Origin of the sequence: Pseudoalteromonas sp. SM9913 (assembly GCF_000184065.1) — a bacterium.
Classification (GTDB): Bacteria; Pseudomonadota; Gammaproteobacteria; order Enterobacterales; family Alteromonadaceae; genus Pseudoalteromonas; species Pseudoalteromonas tetraodonis.
In genome coordinates this window covers 2,283,594-2,306,712 of the sequence record NC_014803.1, presented here as the reverse complement: position 1 = coordinate 2,306,712, position 23,119 = coordinate 2,283,594, and the positions used below count along the sequence as shown (strand labels likewise).

Below are 23,119 nucleotides of genomic sequence, written 5' to 3'. Positions count from 1 at the left end.
AATTCCTTCTCAATATAGTGTAAAGATTGTTCGTACAAACAGACCTTGGGGTAGGAAATTATTTTTAAAGAGTAAATGGGATTTAAACGAGCTTATTTAAAAAAAACATATTAGTGAAAAGTTATTACTTAACTGAGTATTAAAATTAGCTATTTTTTTAGGCGTTTTTTAGAACTTTTTACTCGATCATTATACTTACTTCGGTTACAAAGCTACGGTGGTATAAGCCAATACGTACACTGCGTTCTTGGTAATTACAGTAAAGGGCTTTGTAGGTATTATTACCTTTAAATTTTATTGCGAATAAGGTCACGAACAATAAAGCGGCCTGGGTGAATAGCTTGGCTTACGCGTTCGCTTAGTGGGCGAGGTTCATTGTTTAAACTACTAATTAGGTGCTCGGCAGATAGCGGTGCACTGCATAATGCTCGCGCGCCAAAGCCGGTAAAAATATGCAGGCCCTGTTGTGGTTTTTTTAATGCTTGGTATTGATAGCGCTTACCCAAACGTAAATTAGCAAATGCATGTGTATAGTCAGTTTGCTCCACCCATTCACCGGCCATAGGTAAGTGATCAATAAAACTACAGCGAACAGCGGCTTTAGCAGAGCTAATATCGCCTAAGCTGGTGGCAAATTCAGTGTTGTTATAAAAGCTCAGCAGTTGCTCGCGGTTAGTGTGGTTGTCTTGCTCGGTCACTTCACGGCTTTTACTGTTTTTTTCAAAGGTGGCGCCCATACAATGGTGATCTAAATAAGCGGGGGTGAAATACCCCTTGTGACACAACACGGTTTTTAGCTTACGTGATTGCGTGCTTGCTTGAACATGTGACACCTGTCCGCGTACGCCAACAATAGGGAGCGTTTTAGTTTGCGCAAATGCATCGCTGTGTTCACCGGCGCAAATAATCACATCGCTAAAGGGGCCAAATGTTTGTTTTTGCGTGGTTAAGTACCAGCCATCGGGTTGTTTGTTAAGTTGCTCAATGTGGCAATTAAATAGGCTCTCAAACTCATTTAATTGCTGTGCGGCATCTAACATAGCACTGACTAACTGGGGGGGATTAACCCAGCCGCCTTGTTCAAAAAACACCCCTGAGTAACCTGTTTTAACCCCAGCAATAGCATCACCCTCATCAGCAGTCATATTTCGCATAAGCAGCTCTGGCCACAGTTGTTTATCAGCGAGATTTTGATGACGCTCTGCCAATGGTTTTTTTACTGCATGTTGCAGCACACCACACCACTGGTGATCAAACAAAAAGCCATTGTTGAGTAATTGATTGTAAAGCCGCTTTGCGTATAAAAAACTATGGGCAAATAGTTCACTGTGTGGCGAATTTTTTGCTTGTAAATGCGGATATATCGCCCCTTGTACATTGTGAGATGCCCCCATGGCCGGTTGTTTATCTTGGCAAAATAAGTGGCTTGGTATACCGCGTTTCGCAAGGCTATAAAGAATACAACTGCTGGCTATACCACCGCCAATAACAGCCACATTGGTAAGGGGAGAGAAGTGATGCTCAAAATAGGCGGGGGCCGATTGTTTTGAATTAGCCTGAGCGAGTGTGCCAACTAGCATCTCTCGTTTTCGGCCAAAGCCTTTAGCTTTTTGCATGCTAAAGCCCGCTTCAATTAAACCACGGCGAACAAAGCCCGCAGCGGTAAACGTGGCTAATGTCGCGTTGCATCTGGAAATATCAACCATGGCGTTAAATACACTTTGCTGCCACATGTCGGGGTTTTTACTCGGTGCAAAACCATCTAAAAACCATGCGTCAACGAGTCCACTTTGTGGGTAGCTCATGCTATTAATACATTCCAGCACATCACCAAAGTAGAGGTCGAGCACCACAAGGCCATTGGCAAATTCAAGGCGATGACAACCGGTTAAATTAATCGGGTAGTGGGAGACGAGTTGGGCGCTTAAATGACTTAAACTAGGCCAAGCTTGCAAGGCTTGTTTTAAATCATTTACGCTAAGTGGATATTTTTCAAAAGAAATAAAATGCAGTCGTTGCACGTTATTAGACTGTTGACTTTGAACTTGTGGGCATTGCAGGTGGTCATAAAACTGCTGCCATGCATTTAAAAAATTAAGCCCTGTACCAAAACCGGTTTCGGCTATAACAAAGTGCTCACGGTCATGATTTTGTAACCGTGACTCTATATTGTTTTGTTGATAAAACACATAATGAGACTCAGCGAGGCCGTCGTCATTAGAAAAATAAACATCATCAAAGTCATTAGCAACCGGTGTCCCTAAATCATTAAAGTGTATGTGGGCGTTTTTTATCATGACCAATTCATTTTTATAGATAATTTTTTAATTATTTTACGTGTTTTCTTTGAAATAGTCTGGCGTTATTTATAAGCTGTAGCTTCAGAGTACAAGTGTACGCTAGAAAGCTGACCACTTAGATGATTAAATTCGCGTAAAATAGAACACAATTAAGTATTAAGCTAAGGGAATTACCCATGAGAAGAGCCGTAATAACAGGCATCGGTGTTGTATCAAGCATCGGCAATAATAAAGAAGAAGTATTAGAGTCACTAAGAGCGGGTAAAAGCGGTATTGCTTTTAACCAAGAATTTGCTGATTACAAATTGCGCAGCAATGTATCAGGTAAAATTGATATTGATGTTAAAGAGCATGTTGACCGCAAAGCAATGCGCTTTATGGGTGATGCAGCGGCTTATTCTTATATCTCAATGGCACAAGCGATTGAAGATGCGGGCCTTAGCGACGAACAAGTATCAAACGAGCGCACTGGTTTATTAGTGGGTTCTGGCGGCGGTTCATCAAAATGGCAAGTAGAAGCGGCCGATATCCTTCGCGAAAAAGGCGTTAAGCGCGTTGGCCCTTACATGGTGCCACGTACTATGGCGAGCACCACCTCGGCTTGTTTAGCAACGCCATTTAAAATTAAAGGCGTTAACTATTCAATTAGCTCTGCGTGTGCAACCTCTGCGCATTGTATTGGCCATGCTGTTGAGCAGATTCAACTAGGCAAGCAAGACGTTATTTTTGCAGGTGGTGGTGAAGAACTTCACTGGACGCTAGCGATGGAATTTGACGCTATGGGCGCGCTTTCGACTAAATATAACGACACACCTGAAAAAGCATCACGTACATACGATGCTAACCGTGATGGTTTTGTGATTTCAGCCGGTGGCGGTATTGTGGTTGTTGAAGAGCTAGAACACGCACTTGCACGTGGCGCGCACATTTATGCTGAAATTACCGGTTACGGCGCAACCTCAGATGGTTACGACATGGTTGCACCATCGGGTGAGGGCGCAGTACGTTGTATGCGCCAAGCAATGCAAAACGTTGATAGCATTGATTACTTAAATACCCATGGTACGTCAACACCCGTAGGCGATGTGAAAGAGCTGGGCGCTATTCAAGAAGTATTTGGTGGTAACTCGCCAATGATCAGCGCAACTAAAGCAATGACAGGCCATGCACTGGGTGCGGCAGGTGTACACGAAGCCATCTTTTCATTGCTAATGCTTGAGCATGGTTTTGTTGCGCCATCTATCAATATTGATGAGCTTGATGAGCAAGCAGCGGGCTTGAACATTGTAACTGAAGCCAAAGACGTTGAACTAAATACGGTTATGTCTAACAGTTTTGGTTTTGGCGGCACCAATGCCACATTAGTAATGAGCAAATACAAAGGCTAAGTTAACCTTTAACTATTTTAAAGCCGAGCAAAATGCTCGGCTTTTTCGTTTGTGCAAATAGGCGGTTGTTCGTTACAATAGAGCCTCATTTTGCCAAACGGATTCACAATGAAAATTCTTGCCGATCAAAATATGCCTTTAGTTGAGCAATTCTTTAAAGATATGGGTGAGGTTGAACGATTTGATGGCAGGCAATTAACTCCAGAACAACTCATTGATGTTGATGTATTACTCACTCGTTCAGTCACGCAGGTCAATAGTGAATTATTAGCACAGGCTAATAAGCTAAGCTTTGTAGGTACAGCCACTATTGGTGTGGATCATATTGATACCGATTTGCTCAACGCAAAAAATATTGATTTTACCAGTGCGCCTGGCTGCAATGCGATTGCGGTTGCTGAATATGTGATCAGTAGTTTATTTGCATTAAGTCAAGAAAACGCCAGCCCATTAAGCGGGAAAACAATTGGTATTGTGGGTGTGGGTAATATTGGTAGTTGCCTCGCGCACAAGCTAAAAGCACTTAACGTTAATTTACTATTGTGCGACCCAATAAAGCATGAGCAAGGGCTATTAACCGAGCACGTTGAGCTTGATGAGCTATTAGCGCAGTCAGATATAGTCACGTTTCATGTGCCGTTAGTAAAAACAGGTACGCATAAAACACTGCACATGCTTGATAAAAAGCGCTTAACTACGCTTAAACCTGGACTTACTTTAATTAACGCCAGCCGAGGTGATGTGATTGATAATCAAGCATTACTTGAGGTGATGGAAGCCGGCGCTGAGCTCGATTTAGTGTTGGATGTGTGGGAAAACGAACCTAACATTTTAACCGAGTTACTTGAGCATGTTCGCTATGCCAGTGTGCACATTGCCGGACATACTCTTGAGGGCAAAGCTCGGGGTACACAAATGTTGTATCAAAGCTTGTGTGAGCTAAAAGGGGTTAACGCAATAAAATCGCTTGATGATTTTTTACCGCCTCCTGCAATTAAAAAAGTCGCCCTAGGAAGTAGTTTTAGCGAAACAGATATAGCCCGTTTAGTGCACTTAGTTTATGACGTACGCCGTGATGATGGCATTTTACTGCGTCACTTGGCCGATGAAGGCTTTGACAGTTTACGAAAAAATTATCCAACCCGACGTGAATTTAGCACCGTGGTGGTTGAAGGTGATAGCACCGAGCTTGCTGCATTTGCGCAGCTTGGTTTTACTACAGCAAACTAATTTAATTAGCACGGTTGTTTTAATCGTGCTTACAGAGGATGAAATATGTCGCAAAAATATAACGTTGCCGTACTCGGCGCTACAGGCCTTGTAGGTCGTCAAATCATTGAAACTTTGGAAGATCGTAAATTTCCGGTCGATCAGCTGTTTTTATTAGCAAGCAGCCGCAGTGCTGGCGAAGATATAAAGTTTCGTGGTGAGACCATAGAAGTACGTGATGTTGAAGGCTTTGACTTTAGCCAAGCGCATATCGGTTTATTTTCTGCTGGTGGCAGTGTATCAGAAAAATATGCCCCTATTGCCGCAGACGCTGGCTGTATCGTTATTGATAACACATCGCACTTTAGAAATGACTTTGAAGTGCCGCTCATTGTGCCAGAAGTAAATGCATCGAGTTTAGCCGATTTTAGAAATCGTAATATTATTGCCAACCCTAATTGTTCAACCATTCAAATGATGCTTGCGCTTAAGCCTATTTATGATGCATACGGCATTGATCGTATTAACGTTTCAACTTACCAAGCGGTGTCGGGAGCGGGTAAAGAGGCAGTTGATGAACTGGCTAAACAAACTGCAAATTTAATGAATGCACGCCCAATGGAAAACGAAATATTTCCTAAGCAAATTGCGTTTAATGTAATACCGCAAATCGATAGCTTTGAAGATAACGGCTATACGCGCGAAGAAATGAAAATGGTAAACGAAACGCATAAAATTTTAGGCGATACAACCATTGCGGTAAACCCGACTTGTGTTCGCGTCCCTGTATTTTTTGGTCATTCTGAGTCAATTAATATTGAAACGCGTATGCCTTATGATTTTGAGCATGTAAAGCAACTATTGAGTGATGCGCCAGGTGTTGAGCTAATTGATGATGCTGGCGACTACCCAACGGCTGTGTCGGATGCCAGTGGTAATGATACTGTTTATATCGGCCGTTTACGTGCTGATATTTCACACCCACATGGATTAAATATGTGGGTAGTAAGTGATAATACCCGTAAAGGGGCTGCAACCAATAGTGTACAAATAGCAGAAGAACTGATTGCTAATTATATGTAATTAGCCTGAAAATAGTGATAATTTCAATAAACGGTAAACCACAGTGGTTTGCCGTTTTTTTATGCTTTAACCGCCATTTTTTTGCCACTTATTAACTGAGAGAGTGTAAACATCTTGATAAACAACATAAAAACATTTTTATCATGATGTTTAAGGTATTTATTTTCAATGCGTTGCGATGGATATTATGGCTTAACTGGTTTATAGTTTGTAACTGGAATAGAGCTTGCAATAAAAATAGATTGTAATAAAAATGTGCGTTGGCCACGTGGCTAACAACGGCAAGAATAATCAATGTTTAAGCGCCAATTTTAAAGCGCTGCGTTAACATTTAAACATTAAAGGATCAGCATGCGCGGTTTCGTTTCACTTATTATATTAGCGTCTGCACTGATGGTAACGACTGTTTACTCTCAAGACAGTACCCAATTAAGAGGGCCTAAAGGCGCAGATTACGGCGCGCAGGGTCGCTCTATTGGGCCAATAAAACCAACCGATACACTTTGGCGTATTGCCGTTAAAGTTCGCCCAGATAACTCAGTCAGCATTTATCAAGTTATGCAGGCCTTGTATAACAAAAACCCCAACTCATTTTTAGAACAAAACTTAAATCACATGCAAAGTGGTTCGTATTTAAAAATACCTACTTTGGCAGAAATTAGACGAGTAAACCCGCAATTAGCTAAGCAACGTTCTGAGCAAGACGATGAACTGTGGGAAAAAAAGAAAAATGGCACACTCACTCAAGCAGAGATCAATTCAGCACAAACACAAGTAACCCAAGCCCGCAAAGCAGACGTTGATGAAGCCAAAAAAGAATTACAACAAGAATTAAAAGCGATTAAAACAGATCAAGGTAATAAATTAGTTGAGCTTCAGCAGCAGTTTAAAAGTTCGGTTAGTAACGTAGAAGAGATTTTAGTTGAAAACAACAACCTTAAAAAACAGCTGACAGGTATTTCAAACGAGTTAGAAAACGTTCGTTTACAACTAGGCCAAGATAGTGAAATTCAACAACAGTTAAAAGAATTAATCGTTAAGCAAAACGAGATCATTGCACAGCAAAAATTAAAAGATGCAGAGCAAGAGAATGAATTTAGCTTTGCTGCATTACTCTCGAATCCTTTGGTACTCATTTTATTAATGACCATTCCAGCGTTGTTGATTATTTTTGCTGTAGTTATGTGGCTGCGTAAGCGTGGTAATAACCAAGAGCCTGAGAGTAACGATGATGAATTTATACCACAAGCGCCTGCTTATACTGACCCTCTAGATGAAATGCCAGAACCCACGCTTGACGAAGCGCCTGCTCCCGATCCACTTGATGATTTAAGTGTGCAGTTAGATGAGAACATGGATGACGTATTACTTGATGATGATGTGGAGTTTAATGATGATCTCGATGATGACAGTTTATTAGATCAAGATGAGTTAGAAAGCTTACTTAATGATGATGTTGTTTTTGAAGATGAAAATACTGAGGGCGATGAACTTGATGTTTTCATGCAACAAGATTTTGATAGCCCTGATGAAGATGACACGGGCGATACAATTAATCTTGACGAATCGGATGATATTTTAAGTGCGGATGATTTAGATAGCCTGTTTGATGAAGAAGATGACGATTCATTACCAGATGAACCCCAAGGTGAATCGAATGATGATATGGCTGCACTCAGTGAAGAGCTCGCCGAAGAGGGCGAAGACTTCGACATTGATGATTTACTCGATGAAAATAATGAGCAGGCAACTGACACATCAGCAGACGATGACGAATTTGATATTGACGATTTACTCGATGCAGAGCAACCCGCTACTGCACAGAGTGAAGAAACCGATATTGACAGCTTAGTTGATGAAGATGACGAATTTGATATTGACGATTTACTCGATGCAGAGCAACCCGCTACTGCACAGAGTGAAGAAACTAATATTGACAGCTTAGTTGAAGAAGATGACGAGATTGACATTGATGACTTGCTTGATGCAGAGCAACCCGCTGCTGCAGAGAGTGAAGACGCGGATATTGACAGCTTAGTTGATGAAGATGACGAGATTGACATTGATGACTTGCTTGATGCAGAGCAACCCGCTGCTGCAGAGAGTGAAGAAACTGATATTGACAGCTTAGTTGATGAAGATGACGAGATTGACATTGATGACTTGCTTGATGCAGAGCAACCCGCTGCTGCAGAGAGTGAAGACGCGGATATTGACAGCTTAGTAGATGAAGATGACGAAGTTAATATTGACGATTTACTTGATGCAGAACAATCGGCTACTGAAGCTCAAAGTAAAGAGCCAGACATCGACAGCCTAGTTGATGAAGACGAAGTAGATATTGACGATGTACTGGATGCGGAGCAACCTGAAAGTGATGTTCATGATTCTGAAATAGATCATGCATTGGCGGACTCAATTGAAGATTTAACTGACGCGCAAGAAGAGTTAAATAGTGAAGATGTAGAATCTATCGCTTCATCTTTTGCTGAGCCAGAAGTTGAAGCTGAGCCGGAGCTTGAAGTAGAACCAGAGCTTGAAGCTGAACCTGAACTTGAAGTAGAACCTGAGCTTGAAGTAGAGCCTGAACTTGAAGTAGAACCAGAACTTGAAGCTGAGCCAGAAGTTGCAGCTGAGCCAGAAGTTGCAGCTGAGCCGGAGCTTGAAGAAGAACCTGAACTTGAAGTAGAACCAGAGCTTGAAGCAGAGCCTGAACTTGAAGTAGAACCAGAGCTTGAAGCTGAACCTGAACTTGAAGTAGAACCTGAACTTGAAGCAGAGCCTGAGCTTGAAGCAGAGCCTGAGCTTGAAGCAGAGCCTGAGCTTGAAGCAGAACCAGAGCTTGAAGTTGAGCCGGAGCTTCAAGCAGAACTTGAACCTGAGCCTGAGTTTGACGTTGGATCTGAAGGTGATTTCACCGATACATCTTCTACATTACTCGATCAAGAGGATGCCTTAGATGAATTTAACGATGAAAACCTTGAAAGTATTGATGATCTGTTAAGTGAGTTAGAACAACCTACCGACGACTATGTAGAAACACCAGATTGGTCAGTTGATGGTGTAGATGATGAACTTAAAGTAGAATCTGAATTTGAAGTAGAAGCTGAGCCAGAAATTGAAGCTGAGACAGAACTTGAAGCAGAGCCAGAACTTGAAGCAGAGCCTGAACTTGAAGCAGAGCCTGAACTTGAAGTTGAGCCTGAACTTGAAGTAGAACCTGAGCTTGAAGCAGAGCCTGAGCTTGAAGCAGAGCCTGAACTTGAAGCAGAGCCTGAGCTTGAAGTAGAAACTGAGCTTGAAGTAGAGCCAGAACTTGAAACTGAACCTGAGCTTGAAGCAGAGCCTGAGCTTGAAGCAGAGCCTGAACTTGAAGTAGAGCCTGAACTTGAAGCAGAGCCTGAGCTTGAAGTAGAGCCTGAAATTGAAGCAGAGCCTGAGCTTGAAGCAGAGCCTGAGCTTGAAGCAGAGCCTGAGCTTCAAGCAGAGCCTGAACTTGAAGTAGAGCCAGAGCTTGAAGTAGAACCAGAGCTTGAACAAGATCCTGAGTTTGACGTTGAATCAGAAGATGACTTTACCGATACGTCTTCAACCTTACTCGACCCAGAAGATGCGCTCGACGAGTACGACGGTGAAAACTTTAAAAGCGTTGATGATCTTTTAAGTGAACTTGAGCAAACAAGCGATGAAGGTGAACACGTTCCTGATTGGTCACTCGACGATTTAAACGATGAGCTTGATGAAGATGAAATTGATTTAGGTGATGATCCGCTTGCTGGTGATATCCAAAACAATGATTTATCGACAGATGACGATGAGCTATACGAGCCAGAAATAGTTACACCGAGTGAAGAGCTTGAAGAGTATCCTGAGTTAGAGCTTGATGATGAGTTGCCTTTATCTGATGAAGAGCATCAATTACTAACACCAGAAGAGCTACAAGGTGATAATTTAGACGGTGATGCAACGGGCATGTCACCAAGTCAAGCAGAGCAAGATCTCGCTAATGCACTATCCGCAGGCAATGATCTCGATAGCTTAGAAGACGATTTTGATGATGAATTATTACTAGACAATGAGTTTTCAGAGTCAAACACTGCGCAAGGTCTAGATAATGAAGCTTCAGAGCCTGAAAAGCTGACTGAACAAATTACAGATGAGCAAAGCGTTAGCACAGACGATGAGTTTGATGATGAACAACTTGATGTTTTAGCTGAATCATCAGAGTTTACTGACGAGCAAACGAACGCTGACCGTGAAGCTGATTTAACGCAAAGCCCAGTATCGCCAGAATCAGACATGATTTCAGATGATGAGCTTGACGATGAGTTCATGGCTGATTTAACACAAACTGATTTTGATGCCTTGCTTAATGAACTGGCAGAACCTGAAAATGTTGATTTAAGTGACAGCAGTGAGTTTGATGTTGATTTTAATAGCTTACTAAGTGAAGACTTAGCTGACGAAAGCGCATCCTCGTTGCAAGAGCCTATTGAGCAACCTGAGGTTACTGAGCCATTAGCGCAGGATGACTTTGTTGATATTGATGCATTGTTAAAGCAAAGTGATGAAGCTGATTTAGATCACGAACCTTACACAGACGTCGATATGGATGTTGGTTTAGGTGAGTATGATTCACTTCTGGCTGGTGATAACCCTATGGATGTTGATACCCAAAGCGGGGGTTACTCAGCTAAGCTTGATCTTGCACATGCCTATATTGAGATTGATGATGCAGACTCAGCAGTTAAAATCCTGGATGAGATCATTAATAATGGCCCGGATGATGTGCAAGAAGAAGCGCAAAGCTTAAAGGCTAAACTTAAAAATTAATAACCAAGCTCCTGTAAGGTATGGTTGATATGAAAACCCGTTATTAGTGATGCTAATAGCGGGTTTTTTGTATTGCATAGTTAGGAACCTTAGTTCGCTGCTTTTATTGAGACGCCATATAGCATAAAATGCAGCGTCGATTAGCACAGTAGGTAAAGCAGTAATTATGCGAGTAGCACTTGGAGTAGAATACAATGGCGCACGTTACAGTGGTTGGCAGCGTCAATCACACGTAAATAGTGTACAACAAGAAGTAGAAAAAGCGTTGTCGCGCATTTGTAATCATCCAGTTGAAATTGTATGTGCAGGGCGTACCGATGCCGGTGTACATGGCACTGGACAAGTAGTGCATTTTGATACACATGCTGAGCGTGAAATGGTGGCCTTTACATTAGGTATGAACACCTTATTACCCAAAGATATTGCTATTCGTTTTGCACAACCTGTGGCAGAAGACTTTCATGCCCGCTTTAGTGCAACTGCTCGTCGTTATCGTTATGTTATTTACAATTATGCGTTTCGTGGTGCGGTATTAAATGAAGGTGTTACACATTTTCATCACCCACTAGATGAAGTGAAAATGCAGCAGGCGTGTCAATATTTACTAGGTGAGCATGACTTTACCTCGTTTAGAGCGCTGCACTGCCAAGCTAATACGGCAACGCGAACGATTCATCATTTATCGGTACAGCGCCAAGGTGCTTATGTCATTATTGATATTAAAGCCAATGCGTTTTTACACCATATGGTACGTAATATTACGGGTTGTTTAATGGATATTGGCTTACATAAACATGAACCAATTTGGTTAAAAGAGCTGCTAGATGTTAAAGAGCGAGCTAAAGCGAGCGCTACAGCAAAAGCAGCAGGTTTATATTTAGTGGATGTTGATTATCCAGAACATTTTAATATCCCTAGAACGCCGCTAGGACCATTGTTTTTAGCCGATAGTGATATTTGATAAGTAACGAGATGTGTATATTTTCAGGCTAAATTTATACGCTGTTATTCGTATTGCTAACTACTAAGACCAGTTTTTTATACCGTGACAGCGTAATTCATGTTTTAATTGGAAAAATTTGTTTGCATGGTTAACATGTAGACTCGCGACACAGAACAGCATTAAGAGAGTTGCAAATGAGTTGGCTAGAAAAAATCTTACCAAAAACGACTAAATCTTCAGGTCGTAAAGAAATTCCAGAAGGTGTATGGGCTAAATGTACGTCATGTGATTCAATTTTATATAAAGCAGAATTAGAAAAATCACTGAACGTATGCCCTAAATGCGATCATCATATGCGTGTTAGTGGTCGTAAACGTCTTGAACAGTTTTTAGATGAAGGCGATCGTCACGAGTTAGGTGCCCAACACGAACCTAAAGATGTGCTTAAATTTAGAGACTCAAAAAAATACTCAGATCGTATCAATGCAGCTCAAAAGTCAAGCGGTGAAAAAGACGCGCTTGTCGCAATGAAAGGGAACCTAAAAGGCATTCCGGTTGCTGCTGTTGCATTTGAATTCTCATTTATGGGTGGCTCAATGGCATCGGTAGTGGGTGCTCGTTTTGTTGACGCGGTTGACCAATGTTTAGAGCATAATATGCCGCTGATTTGTTTTTCTGCATCGGGCGGTGCTCGTATGCAAGAAGCCCTTATGTCACTTATGCAAATGGCTAAAACCAGTGCGGCACTGGCTAAAATGACTGAAAAAGGCCTACCGTTTATTTCTGTAATGACAGATCCAACAATGGGTGGTGTATCAGCATCATTGGCAATGCTTGGTGATATTAATGTTGCAGAGCCTAAAGCTTTGATTGGTTTTGCCGGTCCGCGTGTTATTGAACAAACTGTTCGCGAAACGCTACCAGAGGGTTTCCAACGCAGTGAATTCTTGTTAGAACATGGCGCAATCGACATGATTATAGACCGTCGAGAAATGCGCGATACGCTAGCACGTATCTTAGCAAAATTTATGAACTTGCCTTCTACGGAACAAGAGCATAGAGTAGCGTAAATTTCAGCTTTACTGATTACATGCTATGACAAAAACAATTCCTAGCCAATCATCAAGCCTTGATGATTGGCTTTGTTATTTAGAGAGTGTTCACCCTGCTAATATAGAAATGGGTTTAGAACGCGTTGCTCGTGTTGCTAACAACATTGGGCTTTTAACCTCCTCAAGTAAAATCATTCTTATTGCAGGCACCAATGGCAAAGGCACAACAGCACGTTGTTTAGAGTCACTGTTATTAGCCCAAGGTTATCGTGTTGGTACGTATGCTTCTCCGCATTTAATTCGTTACAATGAGCGCGTACGCGTTGATGGCGCAGAGCTTGACGATCAATACCATGTCGATGCGTTTAATTTATTAGAACAAGGTCGTGGTGACACCCCACTGACATATTTTGAATATGGCACCTTAGGCGCGTTAGCAATATTCAAGCGTTTAGAGGTTGATTACGTGCTGTTAGAGGTAGGTTTAGGCGGGCGTTTTGACGCGACCAATATTGTTACCCCCTATGCCAGCATCATCACCACCATCGACTTAGATCATAAAGAATACTTAGGTGACACGCGTGAATTAGTTGCTTATGACAAAGCGGGTATTTTTCGAGAGAGTACTCCTGCAATTATTGGGGACTTAAATATTCCGCATACAATGACCGATTATGGTAAAGAAATTAACGCTAATATGGTGTTATCTGGCAGCGACTTTATTTTTAAAGAGCACGCGCAGAGTTTTAGTTGGCAATTTAAAGAGCATAATCTTGAGTTACCTAAACCAGCAATTCCTTGTCAAAATGTAGCCACGGCATTAACCGCTCTATCGGTATTAAACTTATTACCGAGCGATGAGGTGATTACTCAGTGTTTAGCGAGCTTAGTCGTTGAGGGACGTTTTCAACAACTAAGTGCAGAGCCATTAGTGTATACCGATGTGGCACATAACCCTGAATCAGCTCGCTATTTAGCGACTAAATTAGCAAGCTATAAAGATAAAGGCTTTAAAATTCATGCATTAGCCGCTATGCTTGCTGATAAAGATAAGGTTGGTGTGCTTAAAGAAGTTAGTGATGTAGTAGATGAATGGTCGTTTGCGAGCTTAGAGGGCCCCCGCGGCGATAGCGCTGCTAATTTACATCAGGCACTTCTAAGCATTCCTAATAGTTATTTTAAACAGGGTTATAATAGCGTAGAGGCAGCATTGGATGCTATCTTGCCAAACCAGCCAAGTAACACACTATTAATTGTATTTGGTTCATTTTTTACCGTGGCTGGCGCTATTCATTACTTTAAAAAATAGAGAGGATGTCGGTGAACTCAGGTTTTATTAATCGCTTAGTCGGAACAAGTATTGTGGTGATCGCAGCAATTGTGTTTATTCCCAATATACTCGATGGTGAAAAAGTGCACTACAAAGAAGGCTTTAAAGCGATTCCAGAACGCTCTGAGTTCAAGACCATTGATTTGCAAGAATCAATCGATCAAAAAGTGGCAAATGCACAGCCTTTAAAAGAGGATGAAGTTGAAGATATTCAGCCTGATGATGCCGCATTTGAACAGCAAAACAGTGCTGCTCAAACAGACATTACCGACCAGCCTGCAATGGTTGAAGCGGTAATACCTGATACAAACCAAAGCAGTACGGCTGCAATTCAAGAACCTACGCGCCCAGCTAACGAAAACTTAACTAGCATGGCGTATGTTATTCAGTTAGGTAGTTTTTCACATGCAGCCAATGTAAAAGCGCTGCAAGCTAAGCTCAAGGCTAAAGGGTTTAAAACTTTTACTAAACCAGTTAAAACGCCAAATGGGACGTTAACGAAAGTTTTTGTCGGACCATCACTGAATAAACAAGAACTGCAATCTCAACTTCCTGCACTTAAAGAGTTAACCAAACTCAACGGTAAAGTCACCCAATTTGAAGTGACCAAATAAATTCAATAAGGAAGTGTGTTTATCGCGAGATATTACACACTTACCTCGTCTTATTTTATACGTTTAAATAGACCTTTATCGCATTTTTAGCTCGCTACCTTTACTTATCAATGCCCACACAAAAATAGCAAAATAGATGCGCTATAAACAAAATGTTTGTTGTTTTTATAACGGTGAGACTGCGCTATTTTTAATCTAAAAATGGTGCGTGTTTACTCACCTGTAATCTCACGCTTAAACTTGCATCACAAGGAGGTTTAGGTATAGAATGCGCCCAAAATTAGCGACTAATTGGTTCTTATGATCTGGGTTGATTACGCCATTCTTGGCATTATTGCACTCTCTACCATCATCGGTTTAATACGCGGCTTTGTTAAAGAAGCTATGTCATTAGCGGTATGGGCAGGGGCTTTCATCATCTCCAGCTTATTTTATCAATATTTAGCTTCCTTCCTAACATCCATTTCTGAACCCCTTTTAAGAAATGCGGCGGCCATTGCCATATTATTCTTTGCGACGCTATTGTTAGGCGGTTTACTAAACTATATTTTAGGTGAGCTTGTACAGCGAACCGGATTATCCGGCACAGACCGTGTTTTTGGTGTGGTGTTTGGTGCTCTTCGAGGCGTGTTGGTCGTGAGCGCGTTACTCTTCTTTCTTGATGCTTTTACTGGTGCGCCAAGTACGCATTGGTGGGGCAACTCTATTTTGATTCCAGAATTTGGCTTTGTAGTTGAATGGTTCTTTTCGTACCTAGAAAACAACTCGAGCTTTTTAAATTCAGTAAACCGTTAATCGGCGAGGATAAATTACATGTGTGGTATCGTTGGAATAGTCGGAACATCGCCAGTTAATCAGGCGATTTATGATGGCTTAACCGTTTTGCAACACCGTGGCCAAGATGCTGCGGGTATCATAACTATTGAGAACAATACATTTAGCTTGCGCAAAGCAAATGGCCTAGTGAAAGATGTATTTCACACTCGTCATATGAAACGTTTGCAAGGCAATATTGGCATTGGCCATGTGCGTTACCCAACAGCGGGTTCTTCAAGTTCGTCAGAGGCTCAGCCGTTTTATGTAAACTCTCCATTTGGTATAGCGCTTGCGCATAATGGTAACTTAACCAATGCCGAGTCGTTAAAAGAGCAGTTATTTTCAGAGGCACGTCGCCATGTTAATACGACCTCTGATTCTGAAATTTTACTTAACATCATGGCGCATGAGCTAAGTAAATCAGACAAACTAAAATTAGACCCTGAAGATATTTTCACCGCGGTTACTGAAGTTAACAATAAAGTAAGTGGCGGTTATGCCACTATCGCCATGATTATCGGTCATGGTATTGTGGCGTTTCGCGATCCAAACGGTATTCGTCCATTGGTGTTTGGTAAACGTGAATCAGCAAACGGCACTGAATACATGTTTGCCTCAGAAAGTGTAGCATTAAAGCCTGACGGTTTTGAATTTGTTCGTGACGTTGCCCCAGGCGAAGCTATTTATGTCACTGAAAATGGAGAGTTTCACTCTTTAAGCTGTGCAGATAAAGTGTCTTACTCACCGTGTATTTTTGAATTTGTTTATTTTGCACGACCGGATTCAACCATTGACCGCATGTCAGTGTATGCAGCGCGTGTAAATATGGGGACTAAGTTAGGTGAAAAAGTAGCGCGTGAATGGGCAGACAAAGACATTGATGTGGTTATTCCTATTCCTGAAACCTCGTGTGATATTGCATTAGAAATGGCACGCGTGCTTGACTTACCGTATCGCCAAGGCTTTGTTAAAAATCGTTATATTGGTCGTACGTTTATTATGCCTGGCCAAGAGCTTCGTAAAAAATCAGTTCGCCAAAAACTCAATGCGATTGACCGTGAGTTTAAAGGTAAAAATGTCCTACTTGTTGATGACTCAATTGTACGTGGTACCACCTCAGCACAAATTGTAGAGATGGCACGCGAGTCAGGCGCTAAAAATGTTTACTTTGCATCAGCAGCACCTGAAATACGCTTTCCAAATGTATACGGTATAGATATGCCATCTGCGGCAGAACTTATTGCACACGGCCGTGAAGTAGAAGATATTAACCAAAGCATTAGCTCTGATGGTTTAATCTTTCAATCGTTAAGCGATTTAATTGCTGCCGTTAGCCAAGAAAACCCAGAGATCACTAAGTTTGAAACATCAGTGTTTGACGGACAATACATTACTGGCGACATTGATCAAGATTACTTAAACCGTATAGATAAGCTGCGCAACGATTCAGCTAAAAGCATCCGTGAAAACGCAATGTCATCTGGTTTAGAAATACATAATCAAGATGAAAACGAATCTGATTAATAATGTAATGTTAGCCTGATAGTATTTTAAGGCTAATAAAAAAAGGAGCTTAACAGCTCCTTTTTTGCGTCTATAGAAAAGGAATATTTAAGTAAACATGGGGCTGATAATACCGTTGGTCCATAGCATAGCGGTAAGTGCTAATATAATAACCAGTAAAATTAATCCACAGGTAACAACAGAGCTTGCATAAATAAAGCCGCGCTCTTGCGGAATGTGCATCAAAATTGGCACGCCGGTGTACAGTAAATAAACTGAGTAGGCGAGTGCAACTAATCCAACACACACCACAAACCACAGCTCAGGCCAAAAAGCGGCCAATGCCGACATAAACACCGGTGTAGCGGTATAAGCTGCCAGCTCAATTGTTTGGGTAAAAGTCGGTTTAGCACCAAAAGTAACCGCCATCCAATGGGCTAAATAGGCCAGTGCAAATACACCGCCAATTAAAGCGACATACATGGCTGCGCCAATCATCAGTGCGCTTTCATGGGTTAAAAATACTGGATTACCTGTACCTATACTCCAGCCTAAGTAAACCGATGAGTAGTACCCCATTGCAGAGGGAAATAAAGCGATAAGCAAAATGTGCGATAAGCTATAGGTTAAGCTTTCGTGACGGTTATCAATTGTTTGCCATTCTTCGAGTGGATGGGCGTATAAACCCCATAGGTGATTTAGTATCATTGCGTGCTCTCCATAAAAGGATATATTACTGTTTGGTTATAATTGGTTTGTTTTTATACAGTCCATTTAGTTATGGTTCAGTAAGTATACAAAGTCAAGTTATCCACATGCTTGCAATAAGGACGAGTGTTTATTTTATTCAGCGTAATATTTCATGTTAAAATGCCATAATCGCAATTTTTAGCAATGAGTAGTCAGCGTGCCACATAGCCAGCTTTTAGAGCCAATTAACAATTTTTTATTATGCAGTACTCCCGATGAGTGGGTTGAACAAGCAATCAAAAAAGAAAACTTACCCATCATATTAATTGATCACTTAATATGTGAATTAAAAGCGGCGCAAAGTGCCATGTTTTTAATTCGTAAGTATGCGGTAGATAAAGAGAGCAGTGATGCACTGCTTGAATGGCTTAAACCGTTTGAAACGCTTATTTATAAACGTGAGGGAAATTGGCGTGATTTAGCGGCTAAAAATAAACTCACTAAATCCATTATCCCTAAATCTGACTCGCCTTATGGCCAAGATTTAATTGATAAAATGGTAATGCTGATAAAAGAAGAGCTGCATCATTTCTATCAAGTGCTCGAGATTATGGATGAATACGGTGTTGAATATAAAAGTATAACGCCATGTCGTTATGCCAAAGGCATGCTACGCAATGTTAAAACGTTTGAGCCTAATGCCTTAGTTGATAAGCTTATTGTAGGTGCTTACATAGAAGCTCGCTCGTGTGAACGCTTTGCCAAGCTTGCACCCCATGTAGATAAACGCTTAGGGGATTTTTATATTTCATTGCTGCGCTCTGAGGCACGTCATTACCAAGATTATTTAACCCTTGCTCAAGACATTGCTGATTTTGATATTACCGAGCGGGTAAAAGAATTTGCTGAAATAGAAGCACAGTTAATTTTATCTGATGACGAAGACTTTAAGTTTCACAGTGGAACACCGTTAAGTAAAAGTGCTTAGTATACTTGAGTGCTACAAATGGGTTATGTTGTTGTAGCACATACTTTAGTATCAAAATTATTTTTAAATTAGACACTTCCAAAACTCTCTCCTAATATTTAAGCAAGTCGAATTTTGAGTTATCAACGGTCTATATTGCTTTGTAATTCATTTTAATAAAAGGGCCATACCTTATTTATTATTGGGTGAGAATGTATGCAAGATAAAGAGGGATTATTTGTATTTGCAGCTGAAGAAGAACCAGCAGATACAGATCTGAAAACTTGGAAAATATTAACCGTTGAGGATGATCTTGATTATCAAAACGCGTTAGTTAACAGCTTAAAAGAGCTAAAAGCCAAAGATGGTTATAAATATGAGTTGTTAACAGCAAATTCGGTACCAGAGGCGGCTTTGGCGTTGAGCATGCACCCTGATATTGCACTTATTTTTATAGATGTGGTGATGGAGGAGGATGACTCAGGTCTGCGTTTAGTGAATACTATTCGAGAGGTCATCGGTAACGCAGAAATGCGTATTGTGCTCTTAACAGGGCAACCTGGTTTTGCACCAGAGAGCGATATCATGAAAATGCTCGATATCGATGAATACTGGAATAAATCAGACCTATCTGCCGAGAAGCTGCAATCAATTGTTAATAGCAACGTGCGCACTTGGGAGTATATCTCACAAATTAGGTCAGCCAAGCAAGGTTTACAGTTGGTGCTTGATGCATCTAGAAGTATTAACGGTAAGCACGATATGGCCTCTTTCTCTTATGCTGTGCTTAAAGAAATTAGCAACATTTTAAAAATAACCGAAGGTGGTGGTATTTTTTGTTCGAGTAATTCAGACCCTAGCTCTGAATGTTTAATACTCTCAACCCATGGTTGCTTTAGTGGCATTAAAGGGCAACCTGTGGGACCTAATCTGCCTGCAGAAATGCTGCAAGACTTTAAACAAGCGATTAGAGAGCGTCGTCATATTTTTTCAAAGCACCACAGTGTGTTTTTTTTCGAAACGCCAGATCAGCAGGGCGCTGATTACATAACTATCGTCAAATCAGACAACCCAATTAGTGAGCAAAACGAATATTTACTTAAAGTATTTAGTGAAAATGTGAGCACAGGATTTGCTAATATTTCGTTATTAAATCGCTTAACCGAGCTTGCTTATACCGATGTGTCACTTAACTTGCAAAACCGTAACTGGCTAACCCGTGAAATAAAGAACATGAATGCGCAGGAGCGGCTAAAAACGCGATTGGTCATTTTTGATATTTATCAGTTTGACGAAAAAGCATTCACCTTTGGTCATGAATTTTGTAATAAATTAATGAAGTTAGTTTACCAGAGTATTGTTGATAGCTTTACTAGGTATGACCCCCGCATAGCATTGATTAGTAACAAAGCGTTTGGCATGTTAGTGAGCGTTGACTTTGATATCTCAGATGCAGTTAGTTACTTTCAAAATAAACAAAAATTCGAAATTGAACAAGTTAAGCAATACATTGATGTCCGTATTTTAGAATTAAAATTAAATGTAGCTTTAAACTTAACACCTGAAAAAGTAATCAGTCTTGCAGAGTCGAGCCTGAACTCTTCGCAGCTAAACCAAACTAAGTATATTCAGCATACCGAGGAAAAAACAGATCAAATTACTCGTCGTTATGAGCTGATGGCTGAGCTCAGAACGGCTATAGGTAATAAAAGTTTACAGGTGGCGTTACAACCCAAAATCAGCTTATCAACCTTGAAACCAGCAGGTTTTGAAGCGCTCGCTAGGTGGCAAAGAGCTGATGGCAGCTTTGTACGCCCTGATGAATTTATAGAGTTAGCTGAAACAGCCGGATTAATTAATGAACTAGACCATGTAATTTTCGAAAAAATACTAGAGACTATTAATCAACTTAAAGAGCAAGGCTGCAACTTACCCGTTGCATTTAATGCATCCTCTTATGATTTAGTTGAACCTAGTTACTTTGAGCAAATAAAAACTAAAATTGAAGAGTACAACATTCTGCCTTCTATGCTTGAGCTAGAGGTGACAGAAACGCAAGCCATAAGTAACTATAACTTAATTAAAGAAGCACTTGAACGGTTTATCGCCTTAGGTATGAAAGTCAGCATTGATGACTTTGGCACTGGTTACTCGTCGTTAGCTCACATTAATGAAATACCGTCTACGTCGATAAAAATAGATCGCTACTTTGTTAGTGATCTTGAATTTAATGACAACAATCAGTACATGATTAAGATGATATTATCTTTAGCGAATCAGTTTAACTTCTCGGTAATTGCTGAAGGTGTTGAGAATGAATTTGAGGCTCAGTGGTTACATCAGCAGGGGTGCGAAACTGCTCAAGGATACTACTTTTCTAAACCATTATTTTTAAAAGATTTAATTGTGTGGCTAAAACAGTTTGAAGTGAGTAAGAATGAATAGCCTTAACAGCTTGCCGGTCGGCTCAAAAAAAAGTGTGTTATTAAAGTCTTCGTTCAGTTTATTTATCACTTTATTTATTGGCTGGCTTATATACGAACAAACATATCAAGAAAAAATAAACACCATAAAAGCTAAGCAAGATGAAAAGTTAGTCCTTATCAGTGGAGATTTTTCTAAAGAGCTCAGTAGTATTAAAAAGCTTACGCGTATCCTGGCCCAAGGGCCGATTTTAAAAAGCGACACACCAAACAAGCCTATACAATCAAAGCAAAGAAGAGATGAAATAAATAACTATTTTTTAAATTTTGCTGCTATCTCTACTAATATCGCGCAAATTCGCTGGCTAGATACACAAGGCCAAGAGCAATACCGCATTAACGCAGCCAATGGTATTGGCGAAATTGTATCGCCTGATGAGTTGCAAAATAAGCAAACCCGTTACTACTTTCAAAAAGGGATGCAGGTCAGTGCGCCTGACATTTTTGCCACAGAAATAGATTTAAATATCGAACGCAACCAAATTGTAATGCCTCATCAACCAACAATCCGTGTAACCTATCGTACGGATAAAGAAAATTACCTATTAGATGGTTTGCTAGTGGTAAACTTTAACTTAGATTATTTGTTTGATCAGATTAAAAGTTACAACCAAGAGAGCACTTTAATTAGCATTTTAAACCACGATGGCTTTTGGTTATTAAATACTGATGCTGAATTAGAGTGGGGGTTTATGTATGGTAAAAATGAGCAAACACTCGCTTTAAAAAAACCAGAGCTTTGGCAGCAAATTATTGATGGCAATGTAGAATATGGTTCGCACTTTTTTAACCATAGTCTTTATACCTACCGCCGTTTTTCTATTTTTTCGTTGCGCGAGAACAAAGGTAGAATTAGCAATGCTGACAAAGAATTAATTATTCTTATAAGTAGCCCCAATGAATTGTTAATAACTGTACGAAATGCGGCCTTACGGTTAGCGTTAATTTGCAGTGGATTACTATGTTTAATTAGCTTTGGTTTTATTTATCGTGAGTATAAGTTTCAAAATCAGCTATTAGCCCTGTCACATAAATTACATATTGAAAAGATAGAACTAGATATCGTTAACCGTGAGCTTGATGCCACAATTAAGCAGCAGCAGCAACTGCAAGAAGGGTTAATTGAAGCGCAAAAACTATCCTCATTAGGGTTGCTCGTGGCAGGTGTTGCTCATGAAATGAATACGCCTATCGGTGGAGCCGTTATTTCTGTTTCAAATGCAGATATGGCATTGAATAAATTAAATGAAGCGATGAAACAGGGGCTGACTAAATCAACGTTAGAATGTACTACAACAAGTATTGGAGAGAACCTAGCGCTGGCTAAAATTAATTTAAATAAAACCGCCGTATTAGTAAAAAGTTTTAAAAAAATGGCGATTGATCGCCATAATGATGAATTTATAGCATGTGATATTGAAAAAATTATTGAAGAGCTATTATTGTCATTAAACTCCAGGTTAAAAAACTCGCCAATAAAAGTGAAAACTGTTTTTTTACTTAATAAACAGATGATTAGCTTGCCAGGTATTATTTCTCAGGTTGTCGAAAACTTAGTGGTTAATGCGCTAAACCATGCTTTTGATGAAAAGCAGGAAGGGGTAATAGAAATAAAAGTCGAACAAGCGACTAATCATAGGGTGAGGCTGAGCGTGTCAGATAATGGCAAAGGTGTTGATGGTGAGATAAAGGCAGATATATTTGAACCCTTTTATACTACAGCTAGAGGTAAAGGTAACACGGGTTTAGGTTTATATATGGTTTATCAATGGGTAACCCAGATTTTAAAAGGGGACATCAAACTTCATTCAGAACCACAAAGCGATACCTATTTTAAAACGCAATTTATTATTACTTTACCTGACTTAAAAGCAAAGTCTCATTACGGTTAGTCAATAAAGGCTAAAA

15 protein-coding genes are annotated in these 23,119 nt (G+C 40.5%); 13 read left to right on the top strand and 2 right to left on the bottom strand.

What is annotated here, in order from left to right; translation table 11 throughout:
- Positions 1–287 precede the first annotated feature (287 nt).
- A complete protein-coding gene (mnmC, locus tag PSM_RS10495; protein WP_013465471.1) occupies positions 288–2,297 on the bottom strand; it encodes a bifunctional tRNA (5-methylaminomethyl-2-thiouridine)(34)-methyltransferase MnmD/FAD-dependent 5-carboxymethylaminomethyl-2-thiouridine(34) oxidoreductase MnmC in 2,010 nt (669 codons plus the stop codon).
- A gap of 179 nt (positions 2,298–2,476) precedes the next feature.
- Here mnmC and fabB point away from each other — a divergent pair, with 179 nt between their 5' ends.
- From fabB to purF, 10 genes are all read left to right on the top strand, one after another.
- Positions 2,477–3,688, top strand: a complete 1,212-nt coding sequence (gene fabB, locus PSM_RS10490) for a beta-ketoacyl-ACP synthase I (RefSeq protein WP_013465470.1) — start codon at positions 2,477–2,479, stop codon at positions 3,686–3,688.
- Positions 3,689–3,796: 108 nt separating this feature from the next.
- Positions 3,797–4,918 carry a 4-phosphoerythronate dehydrogenase gene (locus PSM_RS10485; RefSeq protein WP_013465469.1) on the top strand — a complete coding sequence of 374 codons (1,122 nt, stop codon included), beginning with the start codon at positions 3,797–3,799 and terminating at the stop codon, positions 4,916–4,918.
- A gap of 45 nt (positions 4,919–4,963) precedes the next feature.
- A complete protein-coding gene (locus tag PSM_RS10480) occupies positions 4,964–5,980 on the top strand; it encodes an aspartate-semialdehyde dehydrogenase (RefSeq protein ID WP_013465468.1) in 1,017 nt (338 codons plus the stop codon).
- A 351-nt stretch (positions 5,981–6,331) separates the two neighbouring features.
- The gene (locus PSM_RS10475) at positions 6,332–10,813 is read left to right on the top strand and encodes a FimV/HubP family polar landmark protein (protein ID WP_013465467.1); all 4,482 of its coding nucleotides are present in this window, start codon (positions 6,332–6,334) and stop codon (positions 10,811–10,813) included.
- A 166-nt stretch (positions 10,814–10,979) separates the two neighbouring features.
- On the top strand, positions 10,980–11,774 hold the full coding sequence (gene truA / locus PSM_RS10470) for a tRNA pseudouridine(38-40) synthase TruA (protein ID WP_013465466.1): 795 nt from the start codon (positions 10,980–10,982) through the stop codon (positions 11,772–11,774).
- A gap of 176 nt (positions 11,775–11,950) precedes the next feature.
- Positions 11,951–12,826 carry an acetyl-CoA carboxylase, carboxyltransferase subunit beta gene (gene accD / locus PSM_RS10465; protein ID WP_013465465.1) on the top strand — a complete coding sequence of 292 codons (876 nt, stop codon included), beginning with the start codon at positions 11,951–11,953 and terminating at the stop codon, positions 12,824–12,826.
- 25 nt (positions 12,827–12,851) lie between these two features.
- Entirely contained in the window at positions 12,852–14,117 is a 1,266-nt protein-coding gene (folC, locus tag PSM_RS10460) for a bifunctional tetrahydrofolate synthase/dihydrofolate synthase (RefSeq protein ID WP_013465464.1), read from the top strand.
- An 11-nt stretch (positions 14,118–14,128) separates the two neighbouring features.
- Positions 14,129–14,752: an SPOR domain-containing protein gene (locus PSM_RS10455; protein WP_013465463.1), complete on the top strand. Its 624-nt coding sequence runs from the start codon at positions 14,129–14,131 to the stop codon at positions 14,750–14,752.
- 300 nt (positions 14,753–15,052) lie between these two features.
- A complete protein-coding gene (locus PSM_RS10450) occupies positions 15,053–15,547 on the top strand; it encodes a CvpA family protein (RefSeq protein ID WP_024601787.1) in 495 nt (164 codons plus the stop codon).
- 18 nt (positions 15,548–15,565) lie between these two features.
- Positions 15,566–17,092, top strand: coding sequence for an amidophosphoribosyltransferase (purF, locus tag PSM_RS10445; protein WP_013465461.1), 1,527 nt, complete (start codon positions 15,566–15,568; stop codon positions 17,090–17,092).
- A gap of 87 nt (positions 17,093–17,179) precedes the next feature.
- Here the strand turns inward: purF and PSM_RS10440 are convergent, their stop codons facing one another.
- A complete protein-coding gene (locus PSM_RS10440) occupies positions 17,180–17,779 on the bottom strand; it encodes a Yip1 family protein (RefSeq protein ID WP_008111059.1) in 600 nt (199 codons plus the stop codon).
- A 199-nt stretch (positions 17,780–17,978) separates the two neighbouring features.
- Between PSM_RS10440 and miaE the strand changes: the two genes are divergently transcribed.
- The 3 genes from miaE (at position 17,979) to PSM_RS10425 (ending at position 23,103) form a co-directional block, all read left to right on the top strand.
- Positions 17,979–18,749 carry a tRNA isopentenyl-2-thiomethyl-A-37 hydroxylase MiaE gene (miaE, locus tag PSM_RS10435; protein ID WP_013465460.1) on the top strand — a complete coding sequence of 257 codons (771 nt, stop codon included), beginning with the start codon at positions 17,979–17,981 and terminating at the stop codon, positions 18,747–18,749.
- Between the two features lie 195 nt (positions 18,750–18,944).
- Entirely contained in the window at positions 18,945–21,173 is a 2,229-nt protein-coding gene (locus tag PSM_RS10430; protein WP_013465458.1) for an EAL domain-containing response regulator, read from the top strand.
- Positions 21,166–23,103 (top strand): sensor histidine kinase, encoded by a 1,938-nt coding sequence (locus tag PSM_RS10425; protein WP_013465457.1) that lies wholly within the window; start codon positions 21,166–21,168, stop codon positions 23,101–23,103. Before PSM_RS10430 ends, PSM_RS10425 begins: the two co-directional genes overlap by 8 nt.
- Positions 23,104–23,119: the final 16 nt, after the last annotated feature.